General features: G+C 33.3%; 14 protein-coding genes. 3 read left to right on the top strand and 11 right to left on the bottom strand.

Going from position 1 to position 13,993, the window contains the following annotated elements; all coding sequences use genetic code 11:
- Positions 1-35 precede the first annotated feature (35 nt).
- From V1503_RS21335 to V1503_RS21315, 5 genes are all read right to left on the bottom strand, one after another.
- Entirely contained in the window at positions 36-941 is a 906-nt protein-coding gene (locus tag V1503_RS21335) for a chemotaxis protein (protein WP_410629087.1), read from the bottom strand.
- A 629-nt stretch (positions 942-1,570) separates the two neighbouring features.
- Positions 1,571-2,146 (bottom strand): hypothetical protein, encoded by a 576-nt coding sequence (locus tag V1503_RS21330; protein WP_410629086.1) that lies wholly within the window; start codon positions 2,144-2,146, stop codon positions 1,571-1,573.
- Positions 2,147-2,328: 182 nt separating this feature from the next.
- Positions 2,329-2,697, bottom strand: a complete 369-nt coding sequence (locus V1503_RS21325; RefSeq protein WP_410629085.1) for a YybH family protein — start codon at positions 2,695-2,697, stop codon at positions 2,329-2,331.
- A gap of 228 nt (positions 2,698-2,925) precedes the next feature.
- A complete protein-coding gene (locus V1503_RS21320) occupies positions 2,926-3,918 on the bottom strand; it encodes an NAD(P)-dependent alcohol dehydrogenase (RefSeq protein ID WP_410629492.1) in 993 nt (330 codons plus the stop codon).
- 421 nt (positions 3,919-4,339) lie between these two features.
- A complete protein-coding gene (locus V1503_RS21315; protein ID WP_410629084.1) occupies positions 4,340-5,014 on the bottom strand; it encodes a DUF4386 domain-containing protein in 675 nt (224 codons plus the stop codon).
- Between the two features lie 665 nt (positions 5,015-5,679).
- Between V1503_RS21315 and V1503_RS21310 the strand changes: the two genes are divergently transcribed.
- Positions 5,680-5,883 carry a protein YkzT gene (locus V1503_RS21310; protein WP_214481280.1) on the top strand — a complete coding sequence of 68 codons (204 nt, stop codon included), beginning with the start codon at positions 5,680-5,682 and terminating at the stop codon, positions 5,881-5,883.
- Positions 5,884-6,102: 219 nt separating this feature from the next.
- Here V1503_RS21310 and V1503_RS21305 read toward each other — a convergent pair whose 3' ends face one another.
- The gene (locus V1503_RS21305; RefSeq protein ID WP_410629083.1) at positions 6,103-6,600 is read right to left on the bottom strand and encodes a DinB family protein; all 498 of its coding nucleotides are present in this window, start codon (positions 6,598-6,600) and stop codon (positions 6,103-6,105) included.
- 383 nt (positions 6,601-6,983) lie between these two features.
- On the opposite strand from V1503_RS21305, the gene V1503_RS21300 reads away from it, so the two are divergent.
- Positions 6,984-7,133: a YjcZ family sporulation protein gene (locus tag V1503_RS21300; protein WP_214481282.1), complete on the top strand. Its 150-nt coding sequence runs from the start codon at positions 6,984-6,986 to the stop codon at positions 7,131-7,133.
- A 100-nt stretch (positions 7,134-7,233) separates the two neighbouring features.
- Here the strand turns inward: V1503_RS21300 and ald are convergent, their stop codons facing one another.
- From ald to V1503_RS21285, 3 genes are all read right to left on the bottom strand, one after another.
- Entirely contained in the window at positions 7,234-8,364 is a 1,131-nt protein-coding gene (gene ald, locus V1503_RS21295) for an alanine dehydrogenase (RefSeq protein WP_410629082.1), read from the bottom strand.
- 216 nt (positions 8,365-8,580) lie between these two features.
- Positions 8,581-9,939 carry an aspartate aminotransferase family protein gene (locus V1503_RS21290; RefSeq protein WP_410629081.1) on the bottom strand — a complete coding sequence of 453 codons (1,359 nt, stop codon included), beginning with the start codon at positions 9,937-9,939 and terminating at the stop codon, positions 8,581-8,583.
- Positions 9,940-9,998: 59 nt separating this feature from the next.
- Entirely contained in the window at positions 9,999-10,235 is a 237-nt protein-coding gene (locus V1503_RS21285) for a hypothetical protein (RefSeq protein ID WP_214481285.1), read from the bottom strand.
- Between the two features lie 306 nt (positions 10,236-10,541).
- Here V1503_RS21285 and V1503_RS21280 point away from each other — a divergent pair, with 306 nt between their 5' ends.
- Positions 10,542-11,690 carry an aminotransferase A gene (locus tag V1503_RS21280; protein WP_214481286.1) on the top strand — a complete coding sequence of 383 codons (1,149 nt, stop codon included), beginning with the start codon at positions 10,542-10,544 and terminating at the stop codon, positions 11,688-11,690.
- 446 nt (positions 11,691-12,136) lie between these two features.
- On the opposite strand, the gene V1503_RS21275 is transcribed toward V1503_RS21280, so the two are convergent.
- Together V1503_RS21275 and V1503_RS21270 are read right to left on the bottom strand one after the other, a co-directional pair.
- Positions 12,137-13,042, bottom strand: a complete 906-nt coding sequence (locus tag V1503_RS21275; RefSeq protein WP_410629080.1) for a hypothetical protein — start codon at positions 13,040-13,042, stop codon at positions 12,137-12,139.
- 463 nt (positions 13,043-13,505) lie between these two features.
- Positions 13,506-13,904, bottom strand: a complete 399-nt coding sequence (locus tag V1503_RS21270) for an acyl-CoA thioesterase (protein WP_410629079.1) — start codon at positions 13,902-13,904, stop codon at positions 13,506-13,508.
- Between the last annotated feature and the right edge of the window lie 89 nt (positions 13,905-13,993).

Here is a 13,993-nt window from a genome sequence, read left to right as displayed (position 1 = left end):
TTTCGACTTATAATAACTATATTATTACCTAATTTTTATTTTATTAACTCATCTATTAAATGTACTAATTGGTCAATTTCCGGTTTACTTACTTGTCCTTCTGCACCTACCATTTGCCCTTTGTGTCGAAGGTCGTCCGTTATTAAAGAAGAAAAAATGACTACTGGTAATTTTGATAACTTCTTATCCTCTTTAATGCGTCTAGTAAAATGATGACCATCCATTTGAGGCATTTCTATGTCAGTTATCACGAGTTGTACTACCTCTGTAATCTCTTTTCCTGCATTAATTGTCTGTTCCAAGTAAGCTAATGCTTCTTTACCATTTTCAAAAAACTCAAGGTTACTGAAGCCTGCTTCTTTTAACGTATCTTCTAACTGTTTCCTTAATAAAGGTGAATCTTCAGCGATGACCAGTCTTTTAGATGATCTCTCTCGTTTACCTAACTTCTTCACTTTATTCACATTCACACCCGAATCTGGATTAATGTCAACAACAATCTTTTCAAAATCAAGCAGCAACAACATGTCACTCTCCATTTTTACTACACCAATAATTTGACTTTCTAAACCTTGGTACATACCTGAAGGCTTTTCAATTTTATCCCAAGAAATTCGATGAATCTGTGTCACAGTATGAACGTGAAACACAATTTTTTGTTGATTAAATTCAGCAACGATAAACTTATCAAGTTTTGGATTATTCGACTTAGAAAACCCAAGTGCCTTAGCAACATCTACAACTGGAAGAACCTCCCCACGCAACTCAATAATACCTTCTACGTTTGGGTGTACATGTGGTACTTCTGTAACTACAACTGGATTAATAATCTCTTTAACTTTTATAACATTGATACCGAATTTATTGTTACCAATACCGAATTCTACTATTTCTAGTTCATTTGTACCACTTTCAAGTAATATACCATTTTTTGTAGCCATTAAAATGATCCCCCTCTTCTACACTAACTAATTCTCTATTTTCACTTTACTATTATTATAATAATAAATAAAGAAAAAGGTTGCCATATTTTACATCCAAACTACTATTCTATTTTTCAGTAGTTAAACTATACATACTGTGGCATGCATTGTAGTAAAATCTTTCTATTAGTTTTTCAGTACGTCAACTAATAGTAATGAAAATTGATTATTCTAAAATATGTCCTCACCGTAAACTCTCCTTCATAACTAAAGCTCCATTTCAAAATATTTAACTTAGTAGCTAATTAACTACATCATTCGAATTTCATCGAGCATAATTATTGATGAATGACGTTATTTCATTTCACTATCCGTTTCTTATTAATACAAAAAATCCCGGTTCCTTATCATTGAGATATGACAAGGAACCAGGCGTATTTAGTCTACTACAACAAAACATTGATATTATATCAGCCATCAACTACCATTCTTTTTCCAACTCCTTTACAACTTTCACCATTGCTTTGAAATTCATTTTATATGGTAGTCAACTGTCATCATTTGAAATTCGCAAAATATGACAATATAATTTATAATATTCCCATCCATCATTTTGTCAGTTGGTCAGAAATGTAACAAAGGGCAAACTAAGAATCCAACTCATTATCTACTTCGTTAATGACACTTTCTACAATTTTGAATGCTGCTTCTTGTACAAACTCTTCACTCAAATTAAATGTAAAAGAATAAGCAGCCCCTTCATAATTTAACGCTACAAATAAAAATTCATTCTTATCATTCTTTTTTTCTACATATTCAATCGTTTTTCCATTCAAAACCATTGTTTTTCCGTTTGAAAAGGATATTCCTCCGTCTTCAATGTAAGTATATTCCAATACAGTTTTTCCTTCATATACTCCATATAAAAATTTGGAATTTGTTTCTTTCTCATAAGCTTGTATCACTGCGGGATCACTAAAGTCCTCTATGATTTCTCCTCTTTCTTCAGCATATACTATAGTTAATTTTTTACTATTACCTATTGGTGGCATTTGTATGATAGCAAATACCATTGGATAGTTTTCAAATTCTGGAATTACTACTCCTTCACCTAATTCATCATAAACTTGCTCACTAATATCCGGTTCACCAATCGTTTTTGATGAACAAGAAACAAGAATAAACAGTGAGATTATAAAAAATGTCATTTTATGAATTTTCATTATAACCCCTCCATATAAATCTTCTATTTGTATGAATTATATGTATAAATCTTCTATTTGTATGAATTATATGTCGTTCCTCTGTAATTTAAGCTGCTTTCGATTGAATTATTGTTTTTCATTCCAAGAACGCTCTTCTTTCTCATGAAGTACTAACAAAGAGGTGTGACTTTTTAGTTCAATCAAAGACTACTTAAATGTTCGTGGATTAACTTCCAGTCGTCATAATCATTATTTTTGACAAAGATATTTGTTGCTCGCCCACTTCCAGTAACAAATTTGCCATTATAATAACCTTCATAATGATATGTATATATACAAGAGGCAGTTTTTTGATCTACTGTAACCCACTCTACATCCTTTGCTGCATATACCTCGTCTTTGATTGTATGCCACGCATTTTCGAAATAACTTTGAATTTCTTCTAAATTTACACAAGACTTGTCTGTAAACCAATAAACGGCATTTTCATGAAGAACTTTTTTCACATTGTTGAAATCATGAGAATTTGTCGCTTCTATATACTTTTGTAAGGCTTGTTGATAATTCATTGCTTTCTCCTTTACAAATTATTAATTCTATTCTTTTTATTACTAAATTATGGATTTTTTTCATTATAGTCATTATTACAAAACTTTAATTCAAAAGGAAGTAATATGTAATTGTAACAGTTAAAAAAGGCTCTTTTCTTCTCTAAAGACTATAAAATCATATAATACACGTCAGTTGCTAATGTAAGTGAAACAAGCAACAAAGTTTAAGAAAAGAGCCTTAAAAATTTACATAGTAATAACTACAAACCCCTTTTTTTGTCCGGATTCAACATACCTGTGAGCATCATCAGTCTGTTCCAAGGGAAAGGATCTATCAATGACCGATATGATCTTCCCCTTCTCAATAAGCTCCTTTAGGAAATGTAAATCTTCAGCCTTCTCTGTAGACAATGCACAGATTACTTTCTTACTGTTGAACATTGAAGTCCACAGCATTTCATACAGTTGTTTTATCTTAAAGCTGGCTAAAAGATAATAACCATTTTGCTTTAGTGAGCCTTTACATCTTTGAAACGAACTCTTGCCTAATATGTCAAAAATAAGATCGTATGTTTCACCGTTTTTCGTAAAATCATCAGTTGTGTAATCAATAACTTTGTCAGCTCCCAGAGCCTTCACAAATTCTACTCTCGAAGTACTACATACTCCAGTAACTTCTGCACCAAAGTATTTTGCAATCTGTACTGCGGCTGAACCTATACTCCCAGACGCGCCATTTATAAGTACTTTTTGTCCACTACGAACTTCTACTTTTCGAAGTAAATTCAATGCCGTCATTGCCCCATAAGGGACGACAGTGGCTTCCTCAAAACTCATATTCGTTGGTTTTGTGGCTAATATCCCTTTTTCAGTTAGACAAATATACTCTGCATAAGCACCCATATTTTGACCGAGATATCCAAAAACCTCATCTCCTAATTTAAATGATTTGACATCTTTTCCTACTAATTCAATTTGCCCAGCAAACTCACTTCCTAGAATATTTATCTTTGGCTTCCGAAATCCGAAGTAAAATTTAGAAAGTGCCCAGAAAAGCAACGGCATGTTAAATTTACTAGGAGAAATTTCATTAAAATTTCGAGCCACTAAATCTCCATAATTTATAGAAGTTGCATTTACTTTAATCAATACTTCATTGTCCTTTGGCATTGGCTTTTTCACATCTTTTAGTTCCAAGACTTCAGGTGAACCATAATTCTCACATACTATCGCTTTTATCCTAATCTCCTCCTTTAATATATCAAAAGAATAATAATCTATAATTAACTTCAAATCAGAGTAAGCTATTAATAAAAAGTGTGACATGTTGCTGTAAATGCACACTCCGCAATACTCTTTCGTTAACTTTGACTGTTTACATATTAATTGTCGCATTTCGTAATTAGCACACGATTAGTACCTTTTCACCTCTAAAGGCTAGAATCATCATCAGCAGTTATTCAAAAGTAAGTGCAAAAAAGTTTCACGAACAGAGGCTATACCTAACAACATTAAGTTCTATTATTCTCTTATTAAGTAAATTTAGAATATGGTCAAGGTGTTAATAAAATGACAACAGAATCGTCTAATTTCTATTTAATGAATTACTTAGAGAAACACATTTTAAACAAGTTGCACATATTTTAACTCATTTATAATCTTAGTCTTCAACTATTGGATTGAAACCTTTCATCATCAAATAAACCGCCAGAACCAATTCAAATATAGCTGTTGGTGTATTCATAATAAAGTAAATTGGTGTTATTAATTTAATTACATCAAACATCAATAGAAATGTTACTACCAGTGTTAAATTACAGCCAATAAAACCCCAAATTGATAGCCATTTAGGAAAAAGATTCATTCGAAAAGAACAAAAATATAGAATTAAACCACCTAAACTCCACGGCAGTATCATTCCAATATGATTCATCCCATCTCTAAATAATCGAAGCAATTCTCCAATAGTTTTGAAATAGGATAGATCTGGCTGACTTTCTATCATAAAACGTTCACTTATGAATAATAGTAACATCAGAGAAACTATTCCAATAAAAAGAAATGCTGCTCCAATAATTCTGAATCCGAAATACGCAAGAGCTATTCCTTCATTATATTTCTTGATTATTGGATATATTAAAACAGCCACACAAACATATACAGTGGCCATAGTAAATTGAAAAAATATAGCCACAAGAACTTGCACTTTGATTGATGATAATTTAATTAGGTAATCCGATTGCTCTAGAGCTGGAACTGTTGAGAACATACCTGAAACTAATCCTAATATTAATAAAACACCGAATATTAAGCCTTTTTTTCTGTAAGAACTCATTGTTCATACCTCCTCAGCGTGTTGCTTTATCTACTTTATATTCCATTACAATAATAAAATATTGCTAAACACATACATTGTGTTCCACCAGAGCTAATGGAACCTCTATAATGACTGTCTCTTTGGCATGACTACTTAGATGCCACTCAGTTAACTTATTTGTAAGATTGTAACTATATTACTTCTATAAATTGTAATTTCATAGACACTTTAGTGTTGTTTTCACATATACAAAACTGTTTTATCCTACAAGTCATGAAAACACACCTATATTAAATACTCTTTTTACAAGGCTGTTTTCAAATAGTTTGTAGCTTATTATTAATAAATAATCACGAATATCACTAGATTTCGTGCCGTCTTTTTTTCTTTAATAACGACAACTTAATCTTCTAGTCTAGGGACCGTAACAACAAATTTTATGAAGTGAGCCATTATAATGGAAGCGCTATACTATGACATTGAATCATATTAAAAATACAAATGGTGAACATCATTTCTAATTAGAAAAAAGTTTGATATAAATTGAGGATTATTTGTGCCACATTTGTGAACACTTTCACATTTCTATAGACATATGAAATCACTCGGAATAAAATGTAGGTGAATTTAAAAATCACGATAAATGATCACATAAATTAGCATGTAAAAAGGGGAAGATTTATATGAAGGGTACAGCCATTTTATTCAAAGAGACTCGACCTGTAACAATATTAGAAGACGTTGATAAATCAATATACCATGAAATAAAAAAACAGTGTGGATGTCAACAATGTAATTGCTCTATTGACAATAAAAATGTAGAATTTGGCCAAGTGTCACCTGTTATGTGGCATGAGGAAGAAGTTGATTGGGATTATGGATATTAAGTAAAACCCTCTTTGTACACTTTGACACTATGGCTTTCAAATTTAAACAGCTAATTGTCACCATTTTTAGGAAGAGAAGTTGCTACAAACGCTAGTTATGTTTCATTTCTTAGTACAAAAATTTTAAAGAAAGAAACCTTAGTTACTTATAAAAAATATAGTTATCGCTCCAGTGTCCTATAATAGGTATACTGGAGCTTTGCTTTATGTGTATTCATTTTATGCCGGATAACCTCCACCAGGTGGTGGCCATGCGCCAAGTAATCGCCGAATTAAAATAATTTCCCCTAAATGATATGTATTATGTGAAGCTATATTACGTAATGAGCTTACTGGCGTTTCAGTAGGCCAATTTTGTAATGGCTCATCTAGTCGTATCTTTCGTGTTATTTCACAAGCTTTATCAATGCCATTTAAAAAATGTTCTACAAGCTTTATCCATTCTTCGTTACTAGATGGGGATTTATCCTGTGGCCAAGTATCCATTGCATTCTCAGGTAGGTCACGGTTTCCACCTTGAAGAAATTCTAAGAAAAAATCCTGCCAATACGACATATGACCTAGAAGTTGATAAATTGTATATGGTAAACCTTCGATGCTTTCCCCTGCAAGTTGCCTATCAATATCAGATAGCGCTCTGTTAATAGGGATATGCCCACGCTCACCCTTCAATGATTGTATAAGAGTTTTAGAAAATTCTTCGTTTACTGTCGACAACGTAAACAACCCTTTCTTGATTTATATTTTCACCGATCCTAATACTAACAGCATACCATACTATATTCAAATAAGGCTGTTTTCACATAGATTGTTGTTTATCGTATTACAAAATAAACATGTAAACAACTTGATCGCGTCGTATCCTTTCTTCAAAAAAACGATGACTGTTACGTAAAACGATATCTTCATCTTCTAATTTACGTAAATTAGCTGTAAATTTCACGAAAAGAGCTTAATACAAAAAAGTGAAAGTTTGTACACTCATACGGTTTCCAACCCAAACAATAAATTGTACGTTTTAATCATGCACATTCGTACAGACAAAATTATAAATATGTCATAGACATATATAGAGAATGAGAAAGTGGGGTGATTTATTAATGTGTAACTACGGTGTAGCTGGCGCTGGCTATCCTGGATACGGCTACGGTCCAGGAGTAGGAGGAGCCTTTGGATCTACGTTTGCGTTAATTGTTGTACTATTTATTCTGTTGATTATCGTACTTGGAGCATTTTGTTTAACATATTAGTTAATCAATTTCCATTGAGTATTATCATACCTTTTCCTTTTCATTTCACTTTTCAACAACGTGGAATAGGGAGGTTACCACGTGATTACCTCCCTCCTTTTTATACTTTTTGACCTTCATTTAATGCCGTATTTACTTCTCTGTATGAAAGACTATGTGCATCAGCGACTTCTTTATACGTAATAAACCCTCCAGCAGCGTTGACGCCTTTTAACAGAGCTGGACAGTCCAGGCATGCATTTTTATAGCCTTTACTTGCAATATTGACAGCATATGGTATCGTGACATTTGTTAAAGCGATTGTAGATGTTCTAGGCACCGCCCCAGGCATATTTCCTACAGCATAATGCACTACACCATGTGTTACATAGGTTGGGTCCTTATGTGTAGTAACCCTATCTGTCGTTTCAAATATACCCCCTTGATCGATTGCTACATCAACGATCACAGACCTCTCTTCCATCATCCTAACCATTTCCGACGATACAAGCTTTGGTGCCTTTGCCCCTGGTATGAGCACTGCTCCTATAACTAAATCCGAATCTAATACTGCTTGCCCAATTGTATACGGATCAGACATAAGTGTTTGAATTGAGGTTCCAAAAATGTCATCTAGCTCCCTCAGCCTATTAGGATTAACATCAATAATTGACACATTTGCCCCAAGCCCTATTGCTATTTTTGCGGCATTGGTGCCAACTACTCCACCACCTATAATCGTGACCTTTCCTCTTTTCACCCCGGGCACTCCTCCAAGTAGTACCCCTTTACCGCCTTTAGATTTTTCTAGAAACTGAGCGCCAATTTGTGTGGACATTCTCCCTGCAACTTCACTCATTGGAGTTAATAAAGGTAATGTCTTGTCTTGCATTTGAACTGTTTCATATGCTATAGCGACTACTTTTTTCTCGGCGAGTGCTTCTGTTAGCTCCCGATTTGTTGCTAAATGCAAATAAGTAAATATAATTAATCCCTCATAAAAGTAATGATATTCTTCTGTTAAAGGCTCTTTAACTTTCATCACCATATCACATTCCCAAGCTGTTTTTGCAGATTCAACAATTTCTGCACCAGCTTCAATATACAATTCATCAAAAAAACCAGATTGTAGGCCAGCACCACTTTCAATAAAAACTTTATGTCCAGCTCGCGTTAAATGTAGTACCCCAGCTGGTGTAAGCGCTACTCTACTTTCACTTGTTTTAATTTCTTTTGGAATGCCAACTCTCATCTTATCACCATCCTTTCGACCATACTTATTTGTTGTGAGATCATTCAAGTTCCCTTTAACAATACTTATCGAATATAACTGTCAAGATTGAGCTGTTCAAAGCAATGTTTAAACAGCCCTTATAATAGATTTAAAATTTTGGATTTAAAACATTAATGTATGTAGAAGAAGTATTGTTACTACTCTGTATAAATGACACAGCTACCATTCGTTTTACTAGCAGATTTCATATAACGCTTGGGTAACAACTTTAATTAATAAATTCACATCTTCATCATTAATTGTTAAAGGTGGTGAAATTGTCAAAACATTGTTATACCCTGAAACAGTCATCCCATTTTTCCCGATGATTACCCCATGATTTTTACAAACCTCAATTACTTTATTTACTTTGTCAATAGCTAATGGTTGTTTTGAGGCTTTATCGATAACTAATTCTATTCCGATTAGCAGTCCCTTCCCTCGTATATTTCCCACGTAGGGATGATCTTCAAGCCTATCATCAAACTCTTCTAATATAGTTGAACCTAGTCTTTTTGATCGCTCAAAGAGCTGTTCCTGCTCCATTATTTCAATATTTTTCATTGCAAGTGCACAAGCTGCAGGGTTACCACCAAAAGTATTGACATGACGGAAAAAATCATATTGCTCTGAACCATTAAACGAATCATAAATATTTTTTCGAACAGCTGTTGCTGCTAAAGGTAGGTAAGCACTCGTAATTCCTTTTGCCATTGTAATAATATCCGGTTTAACATCATAATTCATGTATCCAAATGGCTCTCCAGTTCGCCCAAAACCGCAAATGACTTCGTCTGAGATAAGGAGGGCACCATGTTTTTCACATACTTTTTTTACACCTTTCATATACCCATCTGGGGGCATTAAAATACCACCACCCGTAATGATCGGTTCCATGATTACAGCAGCAATCGTCTCACTTAACTCCCATGTCATCACGTTATCAATCGCTTTAACAGATGCTATATCAACCGGGTCTTTTACAGTAGTGTCTTCTTCAGACCTGTAAGCATCAGGTGGGGCAACATGAATAAAGCCTGATGCAAGCGGTTCATATTTATATTTCCTTTGTGCCTGACCTGTAGCAGCTAACGAACCAAAGGTATTTCCATGATAACCTCTATAACGAGATATAATTTTGTATCGATGGTGATCACCACGTTGTTGATGATATTGTCTGACAATTTTGAATGCGGTTTCATTCGCTTCGGAACCACTATTTGAAAAAAAGAAAACATAGTCATCGCCCAACAAGTTAGTGAGCTTTTCAGCTAAATGAATAGCTGGTATATGACTTTGAGTAAGTGGGACATATGGACATTCCAATAATTGGTCATATGCAGCTTCAGCAAGTTCTTTACGACCATACCCTACATTTACACACCATAGTCCAGACATTGCATCTAAATATTTATTTCCGTTTATATCAGTTATCCAAGATCCTTTTGCTTGACTTATTACCATCGTCGATTTAGGGTCATATGGTTTCATGGAGTGCCAGACATAATGGTCATCCTTCATCATCATATCCTTTGCAATAATTTCTCGTTCCATATACCTCCCGCCTTTCAATGAATTAATGGTTGCAGCAAACAATCAATGCTGACATAAATCTATTTGTTATTAATAGGGAAATAGGATTGAATTTCCTTCACCATATTAGTAAATTGAGTCTGGTCTCGAAAATCTTCAGGGTGCCAATTTTCAACAATCCACCTCACTAGCTCCACTGGACTATTAAAAATTTCACCACTAGAATCCGCTTTACGAATCATATACCTCCCATTGTCTTCGTCAATTGTCACTTCACAAGGTAAGGCACTCCCCTTACAACTAAGTTCATACTCCATGTTTTCTTCCTCCCTTTTTTACTAAGGCTTGAATTCGTCGTTAACGTGATGACTGTTGCATAAAACCTCTTATCGCAGTTTTAATGCAGTGACAATAACAGAGGTACGAAAGAAGCCTTTCTATAAAATGTTCTATTACTTTATCACAGTATTTTAGAGAAACTTGTAAAAATTCGACGTTTTTTAAATCATTTCTTTCGAATGATTTCATCTTTTTTGGACAAATGCAGTCATTATTTATATACTAATCTTAATCTTTTTATATGAGACAACTTTTAAATTTTGTTCGGAAGGATGTACGTTAACATGGAACACCTTATTAATTCACGTGTAAAAAATATTGAAATATCTGGCATACGAAAATTTTTTAACTTTGTTGCAGATTTTGAAGACGTAATATCTTTAACAATCGGCCAACCTGACTTTCATACACCAAGCCATATTAAAGACGCAGGTATTGAATCTATAACAAACAACTATACTACATACACTCCTAATGCAGGTGATCTAGCATTACGAAGAGCAGCATCAGCTTTTGTATTGGAGAAATACAGTTTGCAATATGATCCAGAAAGTGAAGTCATTGTTACGATAGGTGCAAGTCAGGCAATAGATATCGCTTTTAGAACGATTTTAGAGGAAGGTACAGAGGTCATACTTCCTGGTCCAGTTTACCCAGGTTACGAACCAATCATAAAACTTTGTGGTGCAAAGGCTATTCATGTTGATACAACAGCGAGTGATTTTAAACTGACGGCAAAATTGATCGAAGAACATATTACTGAGAAAACACGTTGTATTGTATTACCTTACCCTTCAAATCCAACAGGAGTTACTCTCACACCTGATGAGTTAGAGGAGATCGCGGCATTATTAAAAGATAAAAATATTTTTGTACTATCAGATGAGATTTATAGTGAACTTGTGTTCATAGGAAGACATCATTCAATTGCAAGCTATTTACCGAATAAAACGATAGTCATTAATGGGCTAAGTAAATCTCACTCAATGACCGGGTGGCGTATTGGTTTTTTATTTGCTCCGTCGTTCCTAGTTAAACATATTTTAAAAGTCCATCAATATAACGTTTCTTGCGCATCTTCTATTTCCCAAAAAGCTGCTTATGAAGCACTCACTAATGGTAAAAATGATGCTATTTCAATGAAAGATACATATCGACAAAGATTGGAATATGTCGAAAGTCGACTAGAAAAAATTGGGCTCCCAGTTACTAAACCTACGGGTGCATTTTATATATTTCCATCCATTAAACAGTTCAAGTTAACATCCTATGAGTTTGCAATAAAGTTAGTGAAGGAAGCAAGGGTAGCAGTCGTTCCTGGAAGTGCTTTTTCCTCTTATGGAGAAGATTATATTCGACTATCATACGCATATTCTATGGAAACTTTAACAGAGGGTTTAAATCGTATAGAACGTTTTGTTTTAAACTATTAAGATAGTAAACCTTTTTCCAGGCACCAGAAGTTAAAGATAAACGAAAGTTGTTTTTTATAGATTGAGTTTATATTTGTCTGTTATATTACACATTATATAATAATAATGATCAAGTACATCACTAATATTTAGAGGTGTACTTTATTATTTAGACCTCTAACCGGATGGATTTGTTATAACAATAATATAGTATTACTTTTTATAAGAAAGTAATTTCTAGAAACATGCTACTTTATAAGGAATGTGAGAATGAGGAGAAAGTATACATTAATAGGTAGCCGAAATCCTAGGAAAATACGATGAAAAAACGCATTCAATACAACGCCATGGAACAACTAGTACGATCTATTTTGATTAGTTTCTTTATTCTAGATCAACATGTCATTTGAATACCCATAGACATGACAAACTTTAGTACACAAAAATCAAGGTAAGATTTTTTATCTCTATCTCTCACTATAATTGACGTTAAATAGATAATCAGTAACTTGAGTACCTCGATAGCTTCTTTGTGTTATATTTCCTTGTGCATCTCGTTCCTCACCTGTTTTTTCCAACGCATAAGCTGAAAAATAATAACCTTCAACAGGTAATTGATTGTCCTCTAATAAGTCTATTTCACCATTTAATATGATGAAATGAGTACGATTTTCTATAGCATAATTGACCCGCTCCCCTGAACTTTGAATGCCATATGAAGAAAAGTCACCCTTAGCGTAAGTTATATCTCTAATATCAAGTACATTGAGATTTTCAAAGAAATGGGCACTTTCAATTATTCGATTGTAATCTACCCATGTATCAAGTTGACTGTGCGTTATTCGATACCTCACTTTATCAAAGTCATATCGAATATTATAAAGATTATAGCTATTGCCTTTCTGTTCGAAGAACTGCCAGCTAAAAGCTGTAATTCTTCCATCTTTAACATAGTCTAATTCAAAATTCTTAAGCCTTAAATTGAGTTCCTCTAATTCTAATTTTTGCTTAATCAGCTCATATTCGTCTTGAAAGTTAATTGTATATACTGAACCAAGTTCATGCTCAATAAATAATGGGCGGCTTTGCCATTCATTAATAGCATATGGTAAAATCCAATGGACAATGATAAAAGTAATAACACCAAATACTGCTGCCATTCGCTTGACTTCTACATTTAAAGCTGGTCTAAAGAATAATATATACAATATAAACCCAAGAGGAAGTGTGATTTGATTGAAACTAAAAGCAAAGGAGCCTAATATAAAATATCCTACTACTTTTAAGGGAAAATACGATTCTTCTTCATCTTTTTTCCATACTAAATACAAGCAACAAACAATTAATAAAACATTGTAAACATTTGTTACCATTATTACCCCCCATTTACTCATAAACGGAATTAGTCATTGAAAAATAAACTGAACAAAGCAATTCTCTGTAAAATATATTCCTTTTTCATAATGTTATTTCAAATAACTGTATAAGAATAGGAGATGCTCGTTTGCTAGGACAAGTTGTTGAAGCTTACGGCACTTCTTAATAAATCGAAATTTTTACTAAAACGAATTTGCTGTCTAACAATCAATTTTTTATTAATAAGGTCAAATTGTCATTCAATTGTGTGAAAATGTATTTCATTCCATTTGCCATTAAAGTACATATTATTCAAATGAACTCTTACTCCACGTTGATAAAAAAAAGGATAAATAGAGCAACTTAATATATTGCCTACCATCCTTCGTTTAATTATTCTTTATAATGTCTAACAATAAAGAGATATATTTTTTTAATGTTCCTAACACTTTTAATAGAACATCTAGCCGTTTCTGTTTTTTAAACTACCAATTCTTTTTCTAGTTCCAACCTTAATTGATCCGGAATAACCTCGCTTTGCTGTGTTTCAAAATTGAAATAGACAATCACAGCTTCCCCTTTTGCGATATGTTGATTGGAATGAGCATCAACAATTAAATGCTCTATTTTAAAGCTTTTTGTACCTACGTGCGATACTCTTGACAAAATTCTTAATTGCTGGTCAAAAAAAGCTTGATTAATAAAATCACATTTTATTGAAACTACAACATATTTCCAATCTTTAATATCACAATGTGGATCAAATTGCTTAAAATATTCAACCCTAGCTTCCTCTAAGTAAATAAAATAACTAGTGTTATTGACATGTCCTAATGCGTCTGTTTCAGAAAAGCGTACTTTCACGTTACATTCATGCATCATTTCATCATCCCTTCTACAACCTCTGCTTCATTCGTCTATATTCTATTTCTACATAGTATAGCTATATACCTTTTTTCTTTTAGCTT

The organism is Nanhaiella sioensis (assembly GCF_046557775.1).
Lineage (GTDB): Bacteria > Bacillota > Bacilli > Bacillales > SM2101 > Nanhaiella > Nanhaiella sioensis.
The sequence above is the reverse complement of the archived record's forward strand: the minus strand, read 5'-3'. Positions and strand labels throughout refer to the sequence as shown.